This is a genomic window from Microbulbifer sediminum (assembly GCF_021729035.1).
Classification (GTDB): domain Bacteria; phylum Pseudomonadota; class Gammaproteobacteria; order Pseudomonadales; family Cellvibrionaceae; genus Microbulbifer; species Microbulbifer sediminum.
The window spans coordinates 1-22,596 of sequence record NZ_JAJSAP010000003.1 but is presented as its reverse complement, the minus strand read 5'-3'; the positions used below and the strand labels follow the sequence as shown (position 1 = coordinate 22,596).

15 protein-coding genes are annotated in these 22,596 nt (G+C 61.2%); 8 read left to right on the top strand and 7 right to left on the bottom strand.

Going from position 1 to position 22,596, the window contains the following annotated elements; translation table 11 throughout:
• Nucleotides 1-19: 19 nt before the first annotated feature.
• Nucleotides 20-466, bottom strand: coding sequence for a CBS domain-containing protein (locus tag LVD11_RS05255; RefSeq protein WP_237057108.1), 447 nt, complete (start codon nucleotides 464-466; stop codon nucleotides 20-22).
• 606 nt (nucleotides 467-1,072) lie between these two features.
• Here LVD11_RS05255 and LVD11_RS05250 point away from each other — a divergent pair.
• Nucleotides 1,073-1,546, top strand: coding sequence for a hypothetical protein (locus LVD11_RS05250; RefSeq protein WP_237057107.1), 474 nt, complete (start codon nucleotides 1,073-1,075; stop codon nucleotides 1,544-1,546).
• 119 nt (nucleotides 1,547-1,665) lie between these two features.
• Here LVD11_RS05250 and LVD11_RS05245 read toward each other — a convergent pair whose 3' ends face one another.
• The 4 genes from LVD11_RS05245 to selD form a co-directional block, all read right to left on the bottom strand.
• The gene (locus LVD11_RS05245) at nucleotides 1,666-3,726 is read right to left on the bottom strand and encodes a hypothetical protein (protein ID WP_237057106.1); all 2,061 of its coding nucleotides are present in this window, start codon (nucleotides 3,724-3,726) and stop codon (nucleotides 1,666-1,668) included.
• A gap of 265 nt (nucleotides 3,727-3,991) precedes the next feature.
• On the bottom strand, nucleotides 3,992-4,705 hold the full coding sequence (gene cobB / locus LVD11_RS05240; RefSeq protein ID WP_237057105.1) for a Sir2 family NAD+-dependent deacetylase: 714 nt from the start codon (nucleotides 4,703-4,705) through the stop codon (nucleotides 3,992-3,994).
• Between the two features lie 93 nt (nucleotides 4,706-4,798).
• Nucleotides 4,799-6,106, bottom strand: coding sequence for an NAD(P)/FAD-dependent oxidoreductase (locus tag LVD11_RS05235; RefSeq protein ID WP_237057104.1), 1,308 nt, complete (start codon nucleotides 6,104-6,106; stop codon nucleotides 4,799-4,801).
• A 136-nt stretch (nucleotides 6,107-6,242) separates the two neighbouring features.
• Complete coding sequence (gene selD, locus LVD11_RS05230; RefSeq protein WP_237057103.1) at nucleotides 6,243-8,546, bottom strand: selenide, water dikinase SelD; 2,304 nt, start codon at nucleotides 8,544-8,546, stop codon at nucleotides 6,243-6,245.
• Between the two features lie 207 nt (nucleotides 8,547-8,753).
• On the opposite strand from selD, the gene LVD11_RS05225 reads away from it, so the two are divergent.
• The 3 genes from LVD11_RS05225 to LVD11_RS05215 all read left to right on the top strand — a co-directional run bounded on the left by LVD11_RS05225 (nucleotide 8,754) and on the right by LVD11_RS05215 (nucleotide 16,679).
• Nucleotides 8,754-14,000 (top strand): DUF748 domain-containing protein, encoded by a 5,247-nt coding sequence (locus LVD11_RS05225; RefSeq protein ID WP_237057102.1) that lies wholly within the window; start codon nucleotides 8,754-8,756, stop codon nucleotides 13,998-14,000.
• A 220-nt stretch (nucleotides 14,001-14,220) separates the two neighbouring features.
• Nucleotides 14,221-16,167 (top strand): aconitate hydratase, encoded by a 1,947-nt coding sequence (locus LVD11_RS05220; RefSeq protein WP_237057101.1) that lies wholly within the window; start codon nucleotides 14,221-14,223, stop codon nucleotides 16,165-16,167.
• 26 nt (nucleotides 16,168-16,193) lie between these two features.
• Nucleotides 16,194-16,679, top strand: coding sequence for an MgtC/SapB family protein (locus LVD11_RS05215; RefSeq protein WP_237057100.1), 486 nt, complete (start codon nucleotides 16,194-16,196; stop codon nucleotides 16,677-16,679).
• Here LVD11_RS05215 and LVD11_RS05210 read toward each other — a convergent pair.
• Nucleotides 16,676-17,479: an ABC transporter permease gene (locus LVD11_RS05210; protein ID WP_237057099.1), complete on the bottom strand. Its 804-nt coding sequence runs from the start codon at nucleotides 17,477-17,479 to the stop codon at nucleotides 16,676-16,678. The genes LVD11_RS05215 and LVD11_RS05210 overlap by 4 nt on opposite strands.
• Nucleotides 17,480-18,079 (bottom strand): ABC transporter ATP-binding protein, encoded by a 600-nt coding sequence (locus LVD11_RS05205; RefSeq protein ID WP_237057098.1) that lies wholly within the window; start codon nucleotides 18,077-18,079, stop codon nucleotides 17,480-17,482. It lies immediately after the preceding gene.
• 164 nt (nucleotides 18,080-18,243) lie between these two features.
• On the opposite strand from LVD11_RS05205, the gene LVD11_RS05200 reads away from it, so the two are divergent.
• The 4 genes from LVD11_RS05200 to LVD11_RS05185 all read left to right on the top strand — a co-directional run bounded on the left by LVD11_RS05200 (nucleotide 18,244) and on the right by LVD11_RS05185 (nucleotide 22,463).
• Complete coding sequence (locus tag LVD11_RS05200) at nucleotides 18,244-18,855, top strand: hypothetical protein (RefSeq protein WP_237057097.1); 612 nt, start codon at nucleotides 18,244-18,246, stop codon at nucleotides 18,853-18,855.
• 156 nt (nucleotides 18,856-19,011) lie between these two features.
• Nucleotides 19,012-21,258, top strand: coding sequence for a DNA topoisomerase IV subunit A (parC, locus tag LVD11_RS05195; protein WP_237057096.1), 2,247 nt, complete (start codon nucleotides 19,012-19,014; stop codon nucleotides 21,256-21,258).
• 152 nt (nucleotides 21,259-21,410) lie between these two features.
• Nucleotides 21,411-21,851, top strand: coding sequence for a hypothetical protein (locus LVD11_RS05190; RefSeq protein ID WP_237057095.1), 441 nt, complete (start codon nucleotides 21,411-21,413; stop codon nucleotides 21,849-21,851).
• A 147-nt stretch (nucleotides 21,852-21,998) separates the two neighbouring features.
• Complete coding sequence (locus tag LVD11_RS05185) at nucleotides 21,999-22,463, top strand: hypothetical protein (RefSeq protein ID WP_237057094.1); 465 nt, start codon at nucleotides 21,999-22,001, stop codon at nucleotides 22,461-22,463.
• Nucleotides 22,464-22,596 lie beyond the last annotated feature (133 nt).

Here is a 22,596-nt window from a genome sequence, read left to right as displayed (position 1 = left end):
GCTGGTCCACATCGGCCAGTCAGGCAATGGAATCGTCCACCGGTTGTGCCAGTTCGGCGAGCAGCTTGCCGCAGAAGCGCAATACGTCCGTCACTGTGACGATGCCGGCCAGCTCCCCCTCACGCATCACCAGTACCGAGCCTATGCCGGTATCCGCCATGGCCAACAGGATCCGGTCGAGAGGGTCGTGGATGTCGGCAATGTAGGGCCGCCTGGCACAGAGGTCATGGACATACAGCTGCTGCTCTTCCAGCCGGTGTCCCGGCGCGTTGGCGCGTTCGATATCGCCCCGCGAGATAATGGTCTCCAGATCGCCATCCCGTGTCACCGGCAGGTGGTGGACACCGTGCTCCTCCATCATTTCCAGTGCTGCCTCTACGGGCGCATTGATATCGATATGCAATGGGAAAGGCGTCATTACGGCGGCGAGTGTGGGCATCTGGTGGATATCGTGCGATTTGGACATGTCGGCCCCCGGAGTTTTTCAGCCCAAGTAGCATAGGTCATGCCCGGTTGGACACCAAGCGAATGAACTTCGCGCCAGCGCGGGAGTAGAACAATTTTGTGGTTCGGCCGGCCGAAATGGAACAAGTGTTCTGCTTGGCCTGGGGCGTCGTTGAATACATTTGATATGAGTTGATATTTGGGGGGGAGGGCTTATTATTCGGATCCCGCCCGCCATTACCCCTGCGAGCGGCTGCATTAGTCATGTAATAAATGATTTATACTTACCGGGATTTTGAATAAGGTCGTTTGTCTGGCTTTCTGCAAACCGGGACAGGAAGTTATGTTCAGGAAGTTGTCATTTATATTACGGTTCAGTAATAACCGGTTTGGCCCGGCTGGAAACCTTTGCAAACCGGGCAGTCCCAGAGCCCGGTTAATGAAGCGTGATTGCGCTTCAGTTTATCCAGGGCAATAAATAACAATCATCAATTTCTTTTTTCGGGATATAAGTTATCGACTGCTTGAAGCCTGCTGGCGAAATATTCCTGAGCGGGAATTCAAGCGGAAAAATAGCGCTGCCTGAAAAACTAACACTATCAATACCATATAAGTCGAGGTGGAGTGAATGTTCCAGGAGTTCGATCAGATTGAACAGAAGATCGCCGAGCACCAGGCCAAAATAGAAGAGCTGCAAGAGCAGATGGCTCAAGCTGAGCGCAAGAAAGACGGAGTCATTGCATTTGACAAGGCCCTGGTCAATCTGGCGGCGGAATACCAGATGGACGAGGAGGAGTTCTTTGTCGCCCGCGGTGAAGCGATTGTCAACTGGCTCGTGGCCCAGCTCGACGATGAAGATGCACCGGAATATGTGCAGACCCTGAAGGCGCGCGTGGCCCGTTCACTGAAGCGCAACGGCGAGGGACCCAAGCGTGCCCGCAAGACCGGTAACGGCAAACCCAGTGAGCCCAAACTGGAAGTGGGCCATTATCGCAACCCGTATACAGGTGGCACTGTAGAGAAGAAGAAGCGTAACCCGAAACAGCTCAATCAGTGGATTGAGGAGCATGGGCTGGAAACCGTCAAGGAGTGGAAAATCTGAGCCCAGTGTGCGTCAGGATTCTCCGGCTGACTTCAGTGGGGCCGAGCTTATGACCAAAAGCCCCGGGAGGAAAAATCCCCCGGGGTTTTTCTTTGGGGCGCGGTCAACGCCCGAAAGTTTTAGTAAGTACGTAAAAACAGCAGGTCCAGGTTGCTGGGGCGGGTGACAATGATATTTCCATCCGCGGATACTTCCGTGTTGAGCATGTTGGCATTCCAGGATCTTTCCGAGGAGATTTTACCGCTACCGTTAACGTTTCCTGTCTGATCAAGGATCCAGAAATCATTGGCGCCGACGTCGTTACTGAATGATGCCAGTGTGTAAAGCAGGTCCTCAGGTCCCATCTGCAGGCAGCAGAGCCCTCGATCATTATCGAAGAGCTGGTTGCTTGAGCCACTGTCCGTGCTTATCTGGTAGATGGCTGACCCCGGGTCGGCTGCATGGTAGACAATACTGCCGTCGAAATTGACGGCAATGTCGATGCCGTTCCCACCATAGGCGGCCGAGCGCCACTCAGTCGAAGCCTCGTTGTCCAGGCTGGAATAGGTGGCGTCAAGGCACGTGAGGTCACTGCTGTAAGAAGAGGAATCGGTGACGCAGTAAACCCTGCTGTCCCCACTTACCTCCAGGGCACCGGAGTAGATGGTGTCAGGTTCTCCATTGTAGCTGATCTCGGCAAGGCTCTGGGCATCTGCCATCAGCAGCTTGGTGTCAGCGCCATAGCTGTTGACGAAATAGGAGGAGACGAGCATCCCTTTTCCATTCGTGCGTGCGTACTGAAGGGTTCTCAGAAGGCTGGGCACATTGTCGTAACTGACCGAATTGGTTTCGAGGCTCTCCAGGCTGAGGGACGCAATGCTCTTTAAGTTGTCATCCCGAAGCATATATAAGGTCTTACCATCGCTGGAAATTACAGGAGACTTGACTCTTTCAAATGGCAAGGTGTGAGAGGTTACAAGCTCGCCTGTATAAAGATGGTAAACATCTACTGTATTGTCTTTGACGGCATAGAGCAGGGGCTTTACCGGGTCTGCCACGGTACCGTGGGGTAGTGTCGGTATCTCAACCTGGGCGGGGGGGTCTGTATCACCGACCCACAATCCCACATAAATGGTCTCTGTGTTTTCTATAGCAGCATCTGGCGACGTTAAAATAATTTCTGCGATGTGAGTTTCATTGGTGGCGAGGCCTGCAGGATTGGCGCTAATAGTCAATTTCTCGCCGGTAATACCGCTATTTTTCACGGTGAGCCAGGCAGCATCAGTCTGCGCGCTCCAGTCAATGCCGCCTTGCCAGTAACTGTCGTCAATCAGGACTGATTTTTCCAGTACCTGCTTGCCGGGTAGGCTGGAAAGGGCGATTCCATTATCGTGCGCGATCAAGCGATGCTGTGAAGCCCTGACGACAATATCAAAGCTTGCTTCAATGGACTCCCCATCGATCATGGCTGTTAAGGTCACAGTGCCGCTGTATTCGCCCTCTGAGAATGCAGAAGGGATAAGCTCCAGGGGAACCGCTTGATAGCGGTTGTCAATATCTACTGAGTTCTCTTTCCAGCTACCTGTGATGGGGATGTCGGCGGTAATAGTGGTGGTATAGGCATTGGTGCCGGTGTTCAGGTAAGCAGTGTTCTCCAGGATTGCGTCATTCCATCCATGGCTTGCATCAAACTCTACGGTGTCATTCACGAAGGAGAATTCGGGCAGCTGAAAGTCGAAGGTGAAGTTTGCGAAGACCTCCTCAGCGGTATCTGTGTTTTTGATTGTAAAGCGCTGGGTGGAGAGATCCCGAGGGACTTTGGTGAGATCCATAGTGAGAACAATCTTACCGCTTCCCTGACCGCTGGTGACATCTGCGGTTATTCCCGGAATGTTGAACTCTTCTAATTCCCAGTTAGCATCCCCGGTAATGTTGATAGCGTAGAGGCGCTGGCTATAGGAGTGGCCGCGCACATGGGAGACAGTGTATTCAGTGTTTGCCAGGGCGAGCGAGGTACCACCGACTGAACTGCTTCCATCCCCGCTTCCCGAAGTGCTGTCATTGCCGCCACTGGCGCTATCTGTTTCTCCTGCACCGGGATCGCCGGCGTTATCACCTCCCCCGCTACCACCACCGCCGCAGGCGCTAAGCGCGATCGCGAGTGTGCACAGGCAAACCCCCTTGAAAACAAGACGCCACATAATTCCCCCTCGTATTTTGTCGATAAAAAGTTTCAGTCCACTAACGGCTTTCTTTAGTGAATAGCGTTTTCGCTCTTGTTGCTTTGTGTGGTTATAATTGGCGCTTTAAGTATTTTTGTTGGAACAATATTCCTGCGCCAGCTTAAATTATCGAGGTGGGGGCTTGGCGTCAATCTATACTTGGCGGTCGCGCCAGCAATGTGAGACCCAGTTCCTGCTGCGCGGTGTTGCTACCTGAATATGCTCCGCTGCATGGGCTGCCAGATCAGGAAAGAATTGCCGATAGTGTTCGCACGTAGTCAGTAACAACTGAAGTGGCCGGTCCGTACCGGTGCTCGTGAAAGGCGCCGCCGATGCAGCTGGTTTCAAGGTTCAGCTCCACGGTATGGGCGCCGGCGAGGTTTGCGCACTCAACGAAGCCGGCTGCCGGGTAGACATTGCCGGAGGTGCCAATGCTGATAAACAGGTCGCAGCGGGACAGGGCATCGTAAATACGATCCATCTGCAACGGCATTTCGCCGAACCAGACCACATGCGGGCGCAGGGTGCCGGTGCGATTGCAGCACTGGCAGGGATCGTCGATGGTAAGGTCGCCGCGTATGCTGAAAAGCTGCCCGGAGACACTACAGCGCATCTTTAGCAATTCCCCATGCATATGCACCAGGGCGCGGCTGCCGGCACGTTCGTGCAGGTCGTCAATATTCTGTGTTACCAGCAGGAAATCCCCGGCAAACTGCTGTTCCAGTCTCGCAAGCGCCAGGTGTGCGGGGTTGGGCGCGACTGTGGGCGAGAGCAGCTGTCGGCGCCGGGCGTTGTAGAAAGCCTGCACCAGTTGAGGGTCCCGGGCGAAGGCTTCCGGCGTAGCCACCTCTTCCAGTCGATGGTTTTCCCATAATCCGTCATTGCCGCGAAACGTCTGCAGGCCCGACTCGACAGAAATGCCCGCTCCGGTAAGTACGACGATATTGTGGTAATGCATCGGCGATCCCCGGTTTGGTGGGTATTGTCAAAGCAGGCTGCGCCTGGCTGGCGACCCGGTACGCCCCCGGCGGGACGCACCGGACTCGTGGCCTCAGTGCAGCTTCATTCGTGGTTTCACGAAGCGGTTTGCCTGCCCTACCAGGTAGATCAGCATGGCCTTGGCCCAGCCGTGGATCGCGGCCAGGTGCATGCGGTACAGGGAGCGATAGGCCAGGCCGGCAATGCGACCCTCGATGGTCAGGCTGCCTTTCACCAGTGCCCCCATCAGGTTGCCCACTGCCGTGTGTTTGCTGAGGGAAACCAGCGAACCGCGGTCGTGGTAGCGGAATGCCTTCAGGGATTTTCCCTCGACCTTGGCGATCAGGTTGTGCTCCGCCACTCTTGCCATCTGCTGAGCAGCCTGCGCCCGCGGTGGCACGCGGAAATCATTGGCGTCCAGGCAGCCGGCACAGTCGCCGATCGCGAAAATATCCTCGTCGCTGACCGACACCAGCTTTGGCGATACTTCAATCTGGTTGAGCTTGTTGGTGGACAGGCCGTCGAGCCGGGATAGGAAGTCCGGTGCCTTGACGCCCGCAGCCCACACGCGGATTGTCGCCGGGATCTCTTCCCCGTCCGCAGTGGTCAGGCCATCCGCCGATGCCTCGGAAACAGCGCATTCGGTAATCACGCGCACGCCCAGGCCCTGAAGTTCCCGTTGTGCGTTATTGCCGAGGCGGGCGGGCAGGGCGGGTAACAGGTGCTCTCCGGCTTCAATCAGGGTGACTTCCAGTGAACCGCTCCCGATCTTGCCGTAATGGCCCATCTGCTGTGCTGCATCCACCAATTCTGCCGCCAGCTCCACCCCGGTGGCACCGCCACCGACGATGGCAATCTGCAGGCGCTCGGCCATCTTTGTTTCCAGCTGCAGGAACCGGTCCAGCAACAGGCGGTGAAAACGGCGGGCCTGTTCACTGCTGTCGAGAAATACGCAGTGCTCCCGCACCCCCGGGGTATGGAAGTCATTGCTCTGGCTGCCCAGCGCCAGCACCAGGTAATCGTATTCCAGCTCCCGTGCGGGCACCAGCTCGCGGCCGTCCTCGTCCATCACCGGTCCCAGGGTGATTACCTTGCGTTCGCGGTCGAGGGATTCGAGGCTGCCCAGCTCGAAGTTGAACTGGTTCCGGCGGGCGTGCACCTGGTAATTGAGGGCATCGAGGCTGGAATCAATCGAGCCGGTCGCCACCTGGTGCAGGAGGGGTTTCCAGATATGGGTGCGACTGCGGTCGACCAGGGTCACCTGGGCGGCGGGATCCTTGCGGGTATGGCCGGCCAGCCGGGAGCGGTTGAAATAGTGCCCCAGGCGGGTGGCTAGTTGTAGCCCCCCGGCGCCGCCGCCGACGATAACGATCTGCTTCATGGATGGTCTTCCTGTGTCGTTTTGAATTCGACTCCCCAACTGTGAAGACCTTGTTGTGAGTAGTTATGCGCGCAGTATCTCGCGCCGGCAGCGGCTTGGCAATGCCGCTACCGGCGCACCGACGTGCATAGGCGGCTCAGGCGCGTACTGGCACGGGGTCTTCTGCGCGGGTCTCCGGGCGGCGCAGATCCCGGGCCCGTTGCAGGGTGACAGGCTGGTTGCCGGTTAATTCCGTCACACTGCCGATCACCGCCGCGTCGGTGTAGCCGGCCCGATGCAGCTCGCGCAGGCAATCGCCCGCGCGGTCGGCCGGAACAGCGCCGAGCAGACCGCCGCAGGTCTGCGGGTCCGCCAGCAGGGCCCACTGCGCCAGCGGCTGCCACGCGCGGGGGTTCGTTACCCGGTCGTAAAAGCGGGCATTCTGCGGATGCAGGCTGGACAGCCAGCCCGCTTCGGCACAGTCGGCGGCGCCCTCAATCAGCGGCAGCTGTTCTGCCACCAGTGACGCACCGCGTGCCGGTGGGCCTGCCAGCATTTCCAGCAGGTGGCCCAGCAGGCCGAAGCCGGTTACATCGGTCAGCGCATGGGTGCCGTAGCGACCGAACACCTCAGCCGCACCGGCATTGCTCAACAGCATGGTTTCCAGCGCATGCTCCACCCAGCGCGGGTGGGCGGCACCCGCCCCCTCGGCCGCCAGCACGGCCCCCACACCCAGTGGCTTGGTGAGGATCAGCTGGTCTCCGGTCTGTGCGCCGGTCTTTTCCAGTAATTGCCCGGCATCGGCGAGCCCGTTCACCGTCAGGCCCAGTTGCATCTCCGCACCTTCGGCCGTGTGGCCGCCGCTGAGTGCACAGTCATGGCGATTGAGCTCGTAGATGGCGCCGTCGAGCAGTTGTTTCAGGTCGCGCTGCACCAGTTCCGGCGCCGCCACCGGCAGGGTGGCCAGCAGCTGCGCGGTAACCGGGCGCGCGTGCATGGCAAACAGGTCGGACAGGGCATGCAGGGTTGCGAGGCGGCCGAAAATCCATGGATCGTCGATCGGCGCCCGCAACTGGTCCGAACTCTGTACCAGCAGTTGTCCGGGCGGGAGTTCCATAACGGCGGCGTCGTCGCCGGCGCCGCGCAGGAGATATTGCGACTGCTGTTGCGGCAGTTGTTGCAGGGCGTGCTGCAGGATTTCCGCACCCACCTTGGCACCGCAGCCGTTGCAGCGCATCTGCGACAGGGCGGCGCCGCCGCGCTCGCGCACCGCCGGCGGGCGCCGCCGGAATCGTTGGCGCCCGATGTCGTTGCCGCTCTCCATGTCCACCGGCAACTCGGCGAAGCGCCGCATGAATGTGCGGTCGATATGGTCTTTCCAGCGCCAGAGAAAGCCGCCCGCCAGGGCCAGCCCGTTGCGGGATGCCACCGCACGCCGGTCGCCGCAGGACAGCAGGCTGAGAAAGTGCCGCTGGGGCCGGAAGACCCGCAGCGGTTGCTCGGTAATCGTTGCGCGCAGGTTATGGAACAACACCGGGCCCTGGCGCACGGCGTAGACGCCGGCCTTGGGCAGCGGCGTGGGCCCGAAACTGGCGGTATCGCCGGCGGCAAAAACGTTGCCGAAGCCCTCGGCCCGCAGGTTTTCGTCGACACGGATAAAGCCCCGCTGGTCCAGGGCCAGGCCACAGTCGGCCAGCCACGGGTGGGCACCGGCGTTGGTGCAAAGGGCAATTTCATCCAGGGCCAGGCTGCGGCCGTCCTCACTATCGAGGCCCTCGTCAGTGATTGCCTGTACCCGCCAGTTCCGGTGCACGGTCACGCCGAGCCGGCGCAGCTCGCGCGTTGCCATGCGGCGGGCAACGGCTGGATAGCCCTCGGGTATGTGTGCGCCACCGTGGACCAGGTGCACCTCCACGCGTCGGGAATAAACCTGTTCTTCCAGCGACCAGGCAATGGCCATGGCCAGCTCGCAACCTCCGGCACCGCCACCGACAACGCCGATGCGGATATGCTCACGGCTCTTCTGCACCCGCTGCTGCAATTGTTGCCAGAAAGAGTGGAAGCGATTGATGGGCTTGACCGGCACAGCACGTTCAGCGCCGGGCAGGTCGCGCGCCGGGCCGGCGCCGATATCCAGGGATACCAGGTCGTACTCCAGCTCCGGTCGCCCATCCAGGGCAATGCGCTGGTTTACCGGGTCGATGCGGCGCGCACTGGCGCGAATGAAGCGGGCGCCAGCGGCCCGGCACAGGCGCACCAGGTCGATATGGGTTTCATCCAGTTGGTAGTGACCTGCCACCAGCCCCGGCAGCATGCCGGAATAGGCGGTCTGTACATCCGGTGACACCAGGGTCAGGCGCACACCGGGCAGGGGGTTCATTGCCCACATCTGTAAAACAATGGCGTGGGAGTGCCCGCCGCCGACAAGGACGATGTCCTGGTAATCTGGGTTCTGTTGCATGATCGCTCGCCGGGGGATCCGCGTGAGTGGTTGGTTGAGATAGACAGTCTATCCGCTGGATCCGAGTTCGCATGGAAGTCGGCCGCATTATGGCGAAAGCCGGCGACAGCCGCCAAAAAAAATCGTGGCGCTGGTCTTTAATTAGCGGGCACAAGTGCGGTTTGCGCTTGCGCCAAATTCATTGCTCCCGCGCCAGCGTCATCAATAATGCCAGAGCCGTCTACCCAGCCCCGTCCCGATCGTGCCGCGCGCCTGCTGTGGGTGGTGGTCGGGATTGTCGTGGTGACGAGCCTGCTGCAACTGGTGCTGGCCATGGTGCTGGAAGACCGGCTCGAGCGCTGGCTGGAACAGCGGGGTTATCGCGCCAATATCGGTTACCTGCACCTGTCGATCCCTGACCTGCGCCTTGAAGCCTATAACATGGAGTTGCGCAACGCCGAGGGACGCGGGTTACGTGCCCGCGAGTTGATGATCGATTACAGCTGGTGGCAGTTGCTGCGCCGGCGCATGCATTTCCAGCGAGCCTGGCTGGACGGGGTGGAATTTGACCTGGAATCGCGGCCGGGGGACAAGGCAAGGCGCGTGTGGGAGGTGGCCGGCTGGGATCTCGGTAAAGGTGGGCAAAAGCGCGACCGCGACCTGCAGGTATGGATCGACCGGCTGCATATTCGCGACAGCACTCTCTGCTACCGTGCCCGCCGCGCCTGGGATAGCCCCAGCTGCCTGGATTTCAGGCGCCTGTCGGCAGAAGACTGGCGGTTGTCGTTACACCGTGAGGGGGATACCCCGCTGGCGGTACAGGTGGCTGCCGGCGAGCTGCAGGCGCGGGACCTGCTGGTTCGCGAGCGGGGCTCGCCGTCTGTCCACACGGTGTTGCTGGGACTGGACCTCACGGAGGCGCAGTTTGAGCGCCCCGGCACCCGCATTACCGCCGCCGCACTGGTGGCGGACCGCTTCGGTAGCTGCCTGCCGCAAAAGTGGGCGGATGCCTTCCCGGCCTTCGGTCGCATCGTGGGGCGGTGTGGCATCGCCCGGCGCCTGCAGCTGGAGGGTGACCTGGCTTTCAGCTTCGGGGCCGGTGCGGAGGTCCGCTGGCACCGCGGCAATGGCCGGGGTGTCATCCTGCGCCGCAGTGACCGGCGCTGGCCGGACTGGCGAGCGGAATCCCTGGCCATTGACAAAATGGCGTACTCCCGCGACTCGAGCACGCTTGCCTGGCAGCAGGGCGCTGCCAGTGTATTTGACTGGTGTCCGCCGGCCTGGCGCCGGCCGGGCATGCACTTCTGCGTGCGCGCCGGCAGCATGAACCTTCCTGACCCCACGACCTTTGACTGGCAGCGCAAACTGGTGGTGCACGGCGGTCCCGTGGACCTGCGCCGCGTGCAACTGCTGGATGTTGCGGGTGCCAACAGCAACCCTCTGACGGTCCCCAGTGCCTTTGCCACCTCAGTGGAGTACCGCGGCACTGCCCGCACCCTGTCCCTGGCTTCTTTCAAGCTGGAAAGTGCCAGCGGCTGCCTGCCCGGGGGCTTGTGGGGTATCGCGGATTATTGTGGGCGCCTGGTGGGGCTGAATTTTCCGGAGCTCCTCGCGTTTCGCTTTCCCTCTGGCGCTCGCGACATTCCCATGGGCGCCAGCAGCGGCCCCCTGCGACTGGGACAGTTGCAGATATGGGACGGCGATGAGCGCGGCCGGGCACTGGTCGAAATGGCGGCGTTGCGCTGGCAGCGGGTGAACCTGCTGGGTGGCGACACACCCTACCTGGTGCAGGATTTTTCCCTGCAGCGGCTGTCCGGTTGCGTACCCGATGCCGCACTGCCGGTGCGGTTGCGCCCCCTGTGCGCCCGGGCAGAGCAGGTGCGCGGGCGTGGCAGTTTCGCCTGGCAGGGCGGGGAGGCGGGCTACCTGGTGGCCGGAGAGCTGCTGCTGGAGCGACTGTTATTGGCCGACGGCCTGCACCAGCCAACCGGCCTGCTGTTGACCGGTCTGCACACTGGACCGGCGATGTTGCGCCTGTCGGGCGTTGACCGGGCTGCCGGCCTGGCCGCTGGCGGTGACCGGGGCCCCGCTGAAGCCGGCACTGCCGGCGCACATGGTGCTGGTGAATATGACCCGGGGCAGGAGAAAGGACTGTTGCCCGCAGAGCTGGCCAGGGCCCGGCGGCAACAGGCTGGCCGCCCCCCCGGGAGCGAGCCGGCCAGCGGCAGCCTGGAGAATCCCAACCTGAAGCTGGAGACGCTGTCACTTATGGGGCTGCAGGGCTGCCTGCCACAGGCCTGGGCGAACCTTCTCTACCGCGATACCACTGCCATGCCCACGTGCTTCGAGCTGGACCAGCTGCAACAGCAGGAAGAGCTGCGCCTGGCCTGGGGCGCTGGCCTGTTGCTGCAGGCGGGTGATATCCGCGCAGACCGCGCTGTGGCCACAACACGGGCAGGGCGTGAGCTCCTGTTCCTGGCCGGGCTGCAGGTGCCGGCGGCAAAGGTCTTGTGGCCCGTCGCCGGGCCGCGCCGGGTCGAGCTGCCGGGCCTGGTCCTGGAACAGGCCCGCGGTTGTCGCCCGCGGGCGGCGAATCCCGGTGCCGCGGGCATGCCGGAATGCGCCGGGCTCAGGGAGCTGGCTCTGGGTGAGGGGTTCAGCATCCTGGCCGATGCAGAGCAGCTGGCCATGGATCTGGGGCGTTCCAGCCTGGCGCAGGCGCGGTTGCTCGGCCCGGGTGAGGAATACCTGGCGGGAATTGAGTCCGCCCATGCCGGCCAGCTGACGCTGGACTGGTCGCGGCGAGACAACGGACCGGACCGGATGCACGCGCGTGATGTCACGGTGGAGAAAATCCACGGCTGCCTGCCGGACAGTGTCTCCACTCGCGCGGGCTTGCCGCGCTGTTTCTCTGTCGACGACTTGCAGCTCGAGGGCAGTGGTGACGCGGCTGAACTGCGACTGGGCGCAACCGTCCTGAAGCCATCACCGGTGGCGCAGCCGCTGTGGCAATTCCAGGCTGCGCGGGTGGCGCAGCTGGGGCTGGATAAAGAGGCGCTGCGGCTGCGGAACCTGACGCTGGACAACGTATTGGCCTGTGGTATGCACGAGCTGCTGCCGGAGGCGGCCCGGGAGCGTGATATCGGCGACTGTATTGTGGCGCCGCGGTTGGAATTGACCGGCGTCACCCGGATTGGCCTGGCAGGGGCGGCACCGCTTGTGGAGCTGGCGGCATTGCGGTCCGAACCGATTCGCTTCTGGCAGGAGAGCGGGGATTTTTCCCGGCTGGGGGTGGAGCGGCTGGGCTGGCAGCGCCTGCGCTGGAGCGGTGGCGCGCAGCTGTCGGTCACGGACCTGGAACTGGACGGTTTTGTCGGCTGCCGTTCCGGCCTGGTGACGGGGGCGGTGCAGGAAATCGCGGAAGCGCTGGAACCGCCCGCTGCGGAGCCCTGTATCACCCTGCGAAAATTCTCCATGACGGGACAGCAGCAACTGTCGCTGGCGGCTCCGTTTGGCAGCGACGGCGTGATCGAGATGAGCGGGCTGATCATCGGGGGCCGCGCCGGAAGGCCGCTGGAAATCCCGCAGCTGCAGCTGGACCAGCTGAATTACGGCGGGGAATCGCCGCTCCTGAGCCTGGCCGGGGCCAACGGTTGTCTTTCCGATGACTGGCTGCCGGGTACCGGGCTGGCGCCCTGTTACAAGCTCGGTGCCATCCAGTTGCAGCGGCGGGAAACCGATCCCGCCACCGGCGCCAATGTGCTCTACGGCCTGGCAGTGAAAGGGGGTAAATTCACCCAGGCGGGCTTCCCTGCTGGCCTGCCCTCCGAGCTGTTGTTGTTCCAGTCACTGGGGGCGGCCCGCATCTCTCTTGGTGAGGGGTTGTTTACGGCCGATGACCTGCAGCTGGAGGCGGTATCCGGGTGCCTGCCGAGGGGGTATGCGCCATCGATCGACCACTGTTTCAGTCTCGAACGGCTGGAGGTGAGCGGCAGCTATCGCGCGGGGGAACAGTATCTGGAGCTGGCGCCCTTTGATGCGGGCGGGCTGCTGGTGTTTGGCACTGACGGCCGGCGGCTGGTACGGGCCGCTGAAATCAGCAGTACCCGGGCAACAGTGAGCGGTGGGGATATCCGCTTGCCGTGGCTGGAGGCCACGGAACTGGCATTCCTGGGGCGCGATGAGCATGCCCCGGAATTTGAGCGGCACGGCTGGGATGGCGAGGTGCACCAGCTGCGGGTGCAGCAGCTCGCCTATTCCACCGTCGGCAACGCACTGGAAATTAACAGGCTGGAAATCGAGCGGCCCAGCCTGATCCTGTTTCGCGACAAGGGCGGCAAATTCCCGGCAGAAGAGCGGCTGGAGACCCTGTTGGGTAACGGCGGTAAAGACGTGCCGGCAAGGTCTGGGAAAAACCCGTTCCGCTATCGACTGCACCACGCCACCCTGCAGGGGGGAAGGTTTACCTGGCTCGACCGGCTGGGGCAATTCCGTGCCCGGCTGCCGATACGCCAGATTTACGTCAAACTCAGGAATGCGAGCAATTATCCCGAGGATGACCCGGCCATTATTGTCCTCAAGGGCCGGCCCGGCGGCTATGGCGAAATGCAGTTGGCCGGCAATATCGATTACCTGGCAACACAAAAATGGAATGCAAGCCTTTCGGGCACCATCGCCAACGCCAACCTGATCCCCGCCACACCGTATATGGCCAACCTGCTGGGTTACAAGATCCTGCAGGGGCAGCTGGATGCTGTGGTCGATATCTTGATCCATGAAAACAAGGTGGATGCGAAGGCGGACATGCGCCTGAACAAAGTCCGTGTGCGCCGGGTTCGGGACAGGGACCAGTTGCCGGTGGAGGAATCGATGATTCCCCTGAACGTGGCCATGTACCTGTTGCGGGACGGCCAGGGTGACGTGCGCTTTAACATGCCGGTGACCGGTAATCTCTACGACCCGAATTTCTCCTTCAGTTTTATTTTCAGCGACCTGCTGCAGCGCGCCATCCTCGAGGCGCTGTTCAGCTATTTTACTCCGGTGGGCTTTTACAGCCTGGCGCGGCTGGCCTGGCAGCGCCTGATGGCGGTGCATTTTGACCCGATAGAATTTGCGCCGGGCAGCGCGGAACTGGATGAGGCTGCCCGCAGACAACTGGCGGAGGTGGTGGAGACACTGCAGGAAAGGCCGGAGGCTCGCCCGGGTATCTGCGGCATCGCGAATGCCCGCGACTGGCACGCGCTGGATCCGGACACCACCCCCGAAATGTGGCACAGCCGCCGCACACGGGAGACACTGTACCGATACCCGCCGCTGGAAAAACAGGATGAGCTGGAGCGCCTGGCGAAGCGCCGCAGCCGCGCCGTGGCGCGTTACCTGATCGAGGCGGGCATTTCCGCCGACGAGTTTATCCAGTGCGCGCCGGATTACAACGGACGGGATTTTGATGAGCCGCGGGTGGAATTCTCACGCTGACAGGCGCGCTGGTTCTTCTGGTGGCGACGGAATTAGTGCGTGTGGAATTGTGCGCGCCAATCAACGGTATTGGGAAACGCAATTGCGACTAAGGTTGAAATGCCATCCACGTGAACACATGGTCTCAGGAGATGTCGCCGGTTTTCCCGAGTAAGGCAATGCCTGCCAACTGGTCACAAGAAATCCGGAGCGGAAGCGCTCAGCAAAAGGAGATGCCAACATGCCGAAGAACCTGGCCCAGAAACTGATCGAGCCGCACCTGGAAAGCGGCACCCTGGAACCCGGCAGCCCGATCGAGCTGAAGATCGACCAGACCCTGACCCAGGATGCCACGGGCACCATGGTGATGCTGGAGTTCGAAGCGCTGGGCCTGCCGCGGGTGAAGACCGAGGTGTCGGCGCAGTATGTCGACCACAACCTGTTGCAGACAGACTTCAAGAACGCCGACGATCACCTGTTCCTGCAGAGTGCCTGTCGCAAATTCGGCGCATGGTATTCGCGGCCGGGCAATGGTGTCAGCCACCCGGTGCATATGTCCTGTTTCGGGGTCCCCGGCAAGACCCTGCTGGGGTCCGACAGCCATACCTGCGCCGCCGGTTCCATGGGCATGCTGGCGATCGGTGCCGGCGGACTGCAGGTGGCGCTCGCCATGGCCGGGATGCCCTTTTCCGTGACCATGCCCAAGATCATGGGAGTGAAGCTGGAAGGGGAGCTGCCGCCCTGGGTCAGTGCCAAGGACATCATTCTGGAAATGCTGCGCCGGCATTCGGTCAAGGGCGGGGTCAACAAGATCATCGAGTATTACGGGCCCGGCCTGAAAAACCTCACTGCGATGGATCGGCATGTGATCGCCAATATGGGCCAGGAGCTGGGGGCAACTTCCAGCGTATTCCCCGCGGATGAAGCGGTGCGTGCGTTCCTGCGCCAGCAGCAGCGCGAGGAGGATTTTGTCGAGCTGAAAGCAGATGAGGGGGCCACCTACGACGAGGAGGAAACCATCGACCTTTCCTCCCTGGAGCCGCTGATTGCCTGCCCGTCCAGCCCGGACAACGTGGTGCCGGTGAGCGAGGTGGCCGGCAAGCCCATCTACCAGAGTTATATCGGTTCCTCGGCCAACCCGGGGCTGCGGGATTTCGTGATACCGGCGCGGATGGTGGAAGGCAAGCATGTGGACGAGAGCGTCTCGTTCGACATCAACCCCACTTCCCGCCAGTTGCTGGAGGAGATCAGCCGTACGGGTGACCTGGCGCGTTTGCTGGAGGCGGGCGCGCGCCTGCACCAGACCGGTTGCGGTGGCTGTATTGGTATGGGGCAGGCTCCGGCCAGCGGCCAGATCAGCCTGCGCACTGTGCCGCGCAATTTCCCCGGTCGCTCCGGCACCAAGGAGGACCAGGTTTACCTGTGCAGCCCGGAAACTGCTACCGCCAGTGCGCTGCGGGGTGAGATCACTGATCCCCGGGATATGGATATGGACTACCCGCAATTCAGTGAGCCGGACGAGTTGCCGGATATGCGCCCGCTGCTGCAACCGCCTCAAGAGATTCCGGTAGAGGTGGAACTGGTCAAGGGCCCCAATATCCAGCCACTGCCGGATTTCGACCCGCTGCCGGAAACATTGAAGGGCCCGATCTCGCTGAAGGCCGGCGACAATGTCTCCACCGACGAGATCCTGCCCGCGGGTGCCGAGATATTACCCCTGCGCTCCAATATCCCGGAGATCAGCCGTTACACCTTCTCGCGCATTGACGAGCAGTTTTACGACCGCGCCATGGAGCTGGACGGCGACAGCTTCGTCATCGGTGGTGAGAATTACGGCCAGGGCTCCAGCCGCGAGCACGCCGCCATCACCCCGCGGTACCTGGGCGTGCGCTGCGTGATTGCCAAGAGTATGGCGCGCATCCACCGGCGTAACCTGATCAATTTCGGTGTCCTGCCGCTGCTGTTCGACAAGCCCGAGGACTACGACCGCCTGGAGCAGGATGCGGAACTGGAAATCGACAACCCCGCCGACCAACTGAAGGACGGGGAGCCGGTCACGATCAAGGATGGCAAGAGCGGCAAAACCTTCACCGTGATACACGACCTGTCCGCTGAGGAAATCGATACCCTCCGGGAGGGGGGGCTGATCAACAAGACCCGCAAGGACCATCCGGATATCGATGCCTGACTGTATACCCGGCCGGCGGCACCCGCATGGACGCGCTACAGCAATTCGTGGATATCGACTGGCAGCTGGTGCTACACCATGTGGTCGATATGGCCTGTGCTTATGTGCTGGCGTTGCCCATTGGCTGGGACCGGGAAAAGCATGAGCGCACGGCCGGCCTGCGGACTTTTCCCCTGGTGGCCGTGGCGGCCTGTGGTTATACGCTGGTGGGGTTTGCGGTGCTGGATTCCAGCAGCGCCGAGGGCCGGGTGATCGAGGGGATCATCACCGGCATGGGCTTTATTGGCGGCGGCGCGATTCTCAAGAGCGTGTCCGAGGGTGAGGGGCGTGTGCAGGGCACGGCGACAGCGGCCAGCCTGTGGGCCACCGGTGCCATAGGGCTTGCGGTGGCCGTCGGCCGCCTGGAAATCGCCATTGTGCTCAGTGCACTCACCTTTATCACCCTGCGGATCGTGACTTCAGCCAAGGAGCACCTGCCGGGGGTGAAAAGGACAAACGACCCCGGTGGCTAGCCGCTGCTGGTGGTGAGCCGGTCCAGGCGCAGGCGTTCGCGGCGGTCGAACAGCCGGCGCGAGGCCACGGTGACGGCAACAAAGGTGCCGAAGCCGGTGCCGGCGGCAATGGTGAACATGATCAGGATCTGGTATTTCACCGCCAGGGCCGGCGCCGTGCCCGCCAGTATCTGGCCTGTCATCATTCCCGGTAAGGACACGATGCCGGCCGCCGCCATGGAGTTGATGATCGGCATCAGTCCCGAGCGCATGGCCTCGCGGCGGATGCTGCCGCAGGCGCTGGACCAGCTTTCCCCCAGCATCAGGCGGTTCTCCACCAGCTGGCGCTGCCGCCACAGGCTCTCGGTTAGCCGGTCGAGTCCCAGCGCCACGCCGGTCATGGTATTGCCCAGCATCATGCCCAGTAACGGGATCGCATACTGCGGCTCATACCAGGGCGTGGGCCCGATCACCGCCACCAGGGTGAGCACGGTGACGCTGAAGGCCGATACAAACATGGCGGCGGTGCCGATGGTGAAACTCCAGCCGCCGCGCAGCCGTCGCTGTTGGCGGGCCATTACCTCGCGGCCGGCCAGCAGCAACATGCCGAGCCCCATCAGTGCGACCCAGCCCAGGCTGCCTACCGAAAAGAGCGCCTCCAGTACCAGGCCCACCAGTGTGAGCTGTACGGTGGTGCGTACCGCTGCCAGCAGCAGGGATCCCGCCAGCCCCAGGCGCGCCAGGTAAATACAGGCGGCCAGCACCACCACCAGGCCCGCCGCCAGTGCCAGTTGCCACCAGGAGAGATCGATGACTTCCATTCAGGACTCCTCCAGCCGGCCGCCGGCGATGTGGTAGTGGCGATCGGCGACGCGCCTGATCTGCTCCTGGTCGTGCGCGACCCACAGTGCCGGTATCCGGTGTTCGCGAATGTAGCGGACCAGCCACTGCTCGGTGGCGCGGGTGGTGTCGGGATCCAGGTTGGCGGTGGGCTCGTCCAGCAGCAACGCCGCCGGGGAAAAGGACACCGCACGCGCCAGGGCAAGGCGCTGCTTTTCACCGGAAGACAGCCGGTCCACCGACCATTCCCCGACTTCGTCACCGAATCCCAGTGCCGCCAGTGCTTCCGGTTGCGGCTCCTGCAGGTGCTCACCCACAGTCTCGCACCACCAGGCGCTTTCCGCCGGCACCAGCATCACCTTCCGGCGCCAGTCGTGGGCACGCATATCCTCCTGGGCCCGTTCACCCAGCCGTGCGGTGCCCCTGTGGGGTTCCAGGTCGGCAATGGCGCGCAGCAGGCGGGTCTTGCCGCTGCCACTGGCGCCGGAAAGGCAGGTTACTGTTCCCGGCGGCAGTTCCAGGGAGACTGGCTCGAGCAGCTCCGTCGCCAGGCTGTCGAGTAAGAGGGAGGGGGGATTCAAGGGGATTTGCTCCGTCGCTGGGTCGTGAGCCTGACGGAGCCGGGGGCATCGGCCCGGGCGTCTGGATAACCCTCTTGCCTGTTAATTTGTTCCATTTTTTGTCTTTTATTAAAACCTTTGTTCTAATCGTGGCGCATTTTGCATTTTCTTGGGGATTTAATCACATGAACGTGAATAAGAAACTGATTCCGGCCCTCCTGTGCCTGGGCTGCGCCGGTCCTCTGGCCGCTCAGCCGGCGGCCGACGCCCCGGCTGCCTACCAGGGCAGCTGGGGCTTTCACGGAGAGACCATCAGCATCGATGCCGACGCGGCGCTGCTGAACGGTATTGCCGATAGCGGCTTCGGCATCGGTGCCAGCTATGCCGGTCGCAAGGGGCTGTTCAATTTCTCTGTCGGCGGAACCATTTTCTTTATCGATGACAAGGATGAGTTCTCCCAAGACGTGGAGAATATCGTAACCGGCGACCAGAGGACGCAAGATTCGAGCATCGATGCCGGCTCGCTGTATATCGACGGCGGCCTGGTGCACTCCTTCAGCGACCGTTTCGAGGCTGGCGTCAACGTCGGTTACCGATACTTTGATATCGACCGCACCATCACCAGCTGTACCGACTGCTACAGCGAGGATATCAGCATCGAGAGCGATAGCTACATCAAGCCATTCGCAAGGTTCCTGTTCACCGACCGGGTACTGGGCTCCCTGGCCTACTACAGCTACAACGGTGACAAGGGTGTGGAAAGCACGCTGCAGTTCTCCGCCGAAGTCCGTATGTAAGCGGTCGCCATGGGCTTTCCCGGGGGCAGTGATCGCTGTCCCCGCAAGTGCCAAAAACGGGTTGCCCAGGCCCACAGTTACTCCCGGCCTTTGAACCCTTCCCGATTCCTCGCCATAATCCGCCTCTCCCAGACAGAATAACGAGATTCACGCTGTATGACTGAACCCTCCGTCTACGAGGCGACCGAGCGCCTGCCGCTGAAGGAATATACCGAGAAGGCGTACCTGGACTACTCCATGTACGTGATTCTCGACCGCGCCCTGCCCAATATCGGCGACGGCCTGAAGCCGGTGCAGCGCCGTATCGTCTACGCGATGAGCGAGCTGGGCCTCAAGAACACGGCCAAGTACAAGAAGTCCGCCCGCACCGTGGGCGACGTGATCGGTAAGTATCACCCGCACGGCGACAGCGCCGTGTACGAGGCCATGGTGCTGATGGCGCAGTCATTCAGCTACCGCTACCCGCTGATCGACGGCCAGGGCAACTGGGGTTCGCCGGATGACCCCAAGTCCTTCGCCGCCATGCGTTACACCGAATCGCGTATGGGCAAATACTCCGAGGTGCTGCTGTCGGAGCTGGGGCAGGGCACCGTGGACTGGCAGCCCAACTTCGACGGCACCATGGACGAGCCATCGGTGCTGCCGGCGCGGGTGCCGAATATCCTGCTGAACGGCACCACCGGTATCGCCGTGGGCATGGCCACCGATATCCCGCCGCACAACCTGCGCGAGGTGGTGAACGCCACCGTGGCACTGCTGGAGAACCCCAAGGCCACCGTGGCCGAGTTGTGTGAATATATCCAGGGCCCGGACATGCCCACCGAGGCCGAGATCATCACGCCCCGTGCGGATATCCACAAGGTCTACGAGACCGGCCGTGGCTCGGTGAAGATGCGTGCGATCTGGAACCGGGAAGATGGCGATATCGTCATCACCGCATTGCCGTACCAGGCCAGTGGCGCCAAGGTGCTGGAGCAGATCGCCCAGCAGATGCAGGCCAAGAAACTGCCCATGGTCACCGACCTGCGGGACGAGTCGGACCACGAGAACCCCACCCGCCTGGTGATCGTGCCCAAGTCCAATCGTGTGGATGCCGAGCAGGTGATGAACCACCTGTTCGCCACCACCGACCTGGAAAAAAGCTACCGCATCAACATGAACATGATCGGTATCGACGGGCGCCCACAGGTGAAGAGCCTCGACAAGATCCTGGGTGAGTGGCTCAGCTTCCGTACCGTCACCACCCGCCGCCGCCTGCAATTCCGCCTCGACAAGGTCGAGAAGCGCCTGCACCTGTTGCAGGGCCTGTTGGTGGCCTTCCTGAATATCGATGAGGTGATCGAGATCATCCGCACCCACGATGAGCCGAAGCGGGAACTGATGGACCGCTTCGAACTCACCGACGTGCAGGCGGAATATATCCTCGACACCAAGCTGCGCCAGCTGGCGCGCCTCGAGGAAATGAAGATCCGTGGCGAGCAGGCGGAGCTGGAAAAGGAGCGTGACACGCTCACCAAGACCCTGGACAGCGCCCGTCGCCTGAAAACCCTGATCAAGAAGGAACTGCTGGCCGCCGCCGACGAGTTCGGTGATGACCGTCGCTCACCGATCGTGGAGCGCGAGGAAGCCAAGGCCTTCAACGAGGCGGACCTGCTGACCTCCGACCCCATTACCGTGGTGCTGTCCGAGAAAGGCTGGATCCGCTCCGCCAAGGGCCACGAGATCGACCCGGTGGCCCTCAACTACAAGGCCGGCGACGGCTTCAAGTTCGCCGCCCGCGGCAAGAGCAACCAGCCGGCGCTGCTGCTGGACAGCACCGGCCGCAGTTACGCCATCGCCTCCCATACCCTGCCGTCTGCGCGGGGCCAGGGGGAACCACTGAGTGGCCGCATCAACCCGCCCTCCGGCGCCACCTTCGAGGGCCTGCTGATGGGGGCAGAGGACCGGCGCGTGCTGCTGGCCTCCGACGCCGGCTACGGTTTCGTGGCCAAGCTCGGGGACCTGCAGTCCCGCAACAAGGCGGGCAAGGCCATGCTGACCCTGCCCAAGAATGCCCGGGTGCTGCCGCCGTGCCAGATCGAAAACCCGGGCGAGGCGCTGCTGGCGGCCGTCACCAGCGAGGGCCGCATGCTGGTGTTCCCGGTTTCCGAGCTGCCGGAGCTGTCGAAAGGCAAGGGCAACAAGATCGTCAATATCCCCTCCGCCCGTGCGGCCAGCCGCGATGAGATCGTGGTGGGCGTGGCCGTGCTCGAGGGCAAGGCCCAGCTGGTCATCCACGCCGGCAAACGGCACACCAAGATCAAGATCTCCGAACTGGATCATTACCGCGGCGAACGTGGCCGGCGCGGCAACAAACTGCCGCGCGGATTCCAGAAAGTGGACAAGGTCGAGGTGGTGGATTGAGCCTGCCGACCCGGCCGGCACTTCGACAGCAAAAATAGGCGCCAATTGGCGCCTATTTTTTTGCATGCCGGTATACCAGCGTGGTTATATCTGGGTAAATGGCTAGATATGGACATTCATGGCCAGATTTAACCATATGCACGGATATGACCATGCCTATTAAAAAGCTGGTAAGGGGCAGCATGAACAAAATAATTGTCAATACATTCATGTTGGGAGTGGTGCTATTGGCTTGTGTAGTCTCATGGACATGGGTTGAGCTAAGTAAAAGTGGCGAAATTATTGCTACCGCTAGAGATCCGTTAATATCTGCGGAAAGAGGCTTCGCTGATGCCGTCCGTGATTTCAATGATGGGAAGATTGTTTTCGCAGAAATATATGATGCCAAAGATGGATTATTCGTTCCTGGCATAAAAGCCAACATTGTCGAAGGGTATTCCAAAGAATATAGACATCAACCACTCTTTGAATGTGCTATCGGAGAAGATCCAGTTACGGTCGCGCTAAATGTGGCAGGGTATGAATACAATAAATTCTATGCGCAAGCATACAATTCAAAGTTATTGGAGCTTATTTCCAGCAGCAACCCTTAACAAGGTGAGGCAGTGCTTTGCGGCCCTGCGGGCCTCCACTGGCTAGGTTACTTTGTGTGCTTTATGCGCAGACCGCTTTGCTCCTTTTTGCGCACAAAGTGGTCAAGGCAAGGTGCTGATCCCAGGCGTTATGCAAAAGAAAAAATAATGAAAAATTTACGTTTCTTGGTTCTCGTTTTTTTATCAGTAGTTAGTTTTTCAGCTTGCTGCGAAGAATTGCGTATCGAATCGAACAAAATTGATGTAAAACTCGTGAGTGATCCGGATAGTTGGACTTATGAGATATTTCTGAATGGTGAATCCGCGTTAAAAGCAGATGGTCAAATGTTGGCCTTTATGTTTAACGAGCGTGATGATTCATACTTTTGGGGAAATAAGGAGTACCTGGTTGTTCAGGTAACTACAGGCGGTAGTGGCTGTCCTGCATTTTTCAGAATTTTAGACCCTGATAAAGAGCAGAATAGGCTTACAGAAGAGTTTGGGACCTGTAGTGATGCTCCAAGTGTTTCAGAAAGCGGAAATAGTCTAATTTTCACTTTCCCTACTCATGAACCAAGTGTCAATCGAACGTGGAAGTATGAAAATGGAGTGTTGAGTGAGGATTCTGCATAACAATCGCAGGCAGCTTGCTCCGGTCCCTGGTGAGGCCTCCATGGGGCGTTATATGTAAGACTTACCCACGTTTAGTAGACACCCTGTATAGTTAGGTTTCGGCCTAACACGGAGGTGTACCATGGGTAAGAAA

What these genes read in the sequence shown, in the direction of transcription:
- LVD11_RS05255 (WP_237057108.1), bottom strand. Translation starts at nt 466, where the DNA reads ATGTCCAAATCGCACGATATCCACCAGATGCCCACACTCGCCGCCGTA.
- LVD11_RS05250 (WP_237057107.1), top strand. Translation starts at nt 1,073, where the DNA reads ATGTTCCAGGAGTTCGATCAGATTGAACAGAAGATCGCCGAGCACCAG.
- LVD11_RS05245 (WP_237057106.1), bottom strand. Translation starts at nt 3,726, where the DNA reads ATGTGGCGTCTTGTTTTCAAGGGGGTTTGCCTGTGCACACTCGCGATC.
- cobB (WP_237057105.1), bottom strand. Translation starts at nt 4,705, where the DNA reads ATGCATTACCACAATATCGTCGTACTTACCGGAGCGGGCATTTCTGTC.
- LVD11_RS05235 (WP_237057104.1), bottom strand. Translation starts at nt 6,106, where the DNA reads ATGAAGCAGATCGTTATCGTCGGCGGCGGCGCCGGGGGGCTACAACTA.
- selD (WP_237057103.1), bottom strand. Translation starts at nt 8,546, where the DNA reads ATGCAACAGAACCCAGATTACCAGGACATCGTCCTTGTCGGCGGCGGG.
- LVD11_RS05225 (WP_237057102.1), top strand. Translation starts at nt 8,754, where the DNA reads ATGCCAGAGCCGTCTACCCAGCCCCGTCCCGATCGTGCCGCGCGCCTG.
- LVD11_RS05220 (WP_237057101.1), top strand. Translation starts at nt 14,221, where the DNA reads ATGCCGAAGAACCTGGCCCAGAAACTGATCGAGCCGCACCTGGAAAGC.
- LVD11_RS05215 (WP_237057100.1), top strand. Translation starts at nt 16,194, where the DNA reads ATGGACGCGCTACAGCAATTCGTGGATATCGACTGGCAGCTGGTGCTA.
- LVD11_RS05210 (WP_237057099.1), bottom strand. Translation starts at nt 17,479, where the DNA reads ATGGAAGTCATCGATCTCTCCTGGTGGCAACTGGCACTGGCGGCGGGC.
- LVD11_RS05200 (WP_237057097.1), top strand. Translation starts at nt 18,244, where the DNA reads ATGAACGTGAATAAGAAACTGATTCCGGCCCTCCTGTGCCTGGGCTGC.
- parC (WP_237057096.1), top strand. Translation starts at nt 19,012, where the DNA reads ATGACTGAACCCTCCGTCTACGAGGCGACCGAGCGCCTGCCGCTGAAG.
- LVD11_RS05190 (WP_237057095.1), top strand. Translation starts at nt 21,411, where the DNA reads ATGCCTATTAAAAAGCTGGTAAGGGGCAGCATGAACAAAATAATTGTC.
- LVD11_RS05185 (WP_237057094.1), top strand. Translation starts at nt 21,999, where the DNA reads ATGAAAAATTTACGTTTCTTGGTTCTCGTTTTTTTATCAGTAGTTAGT.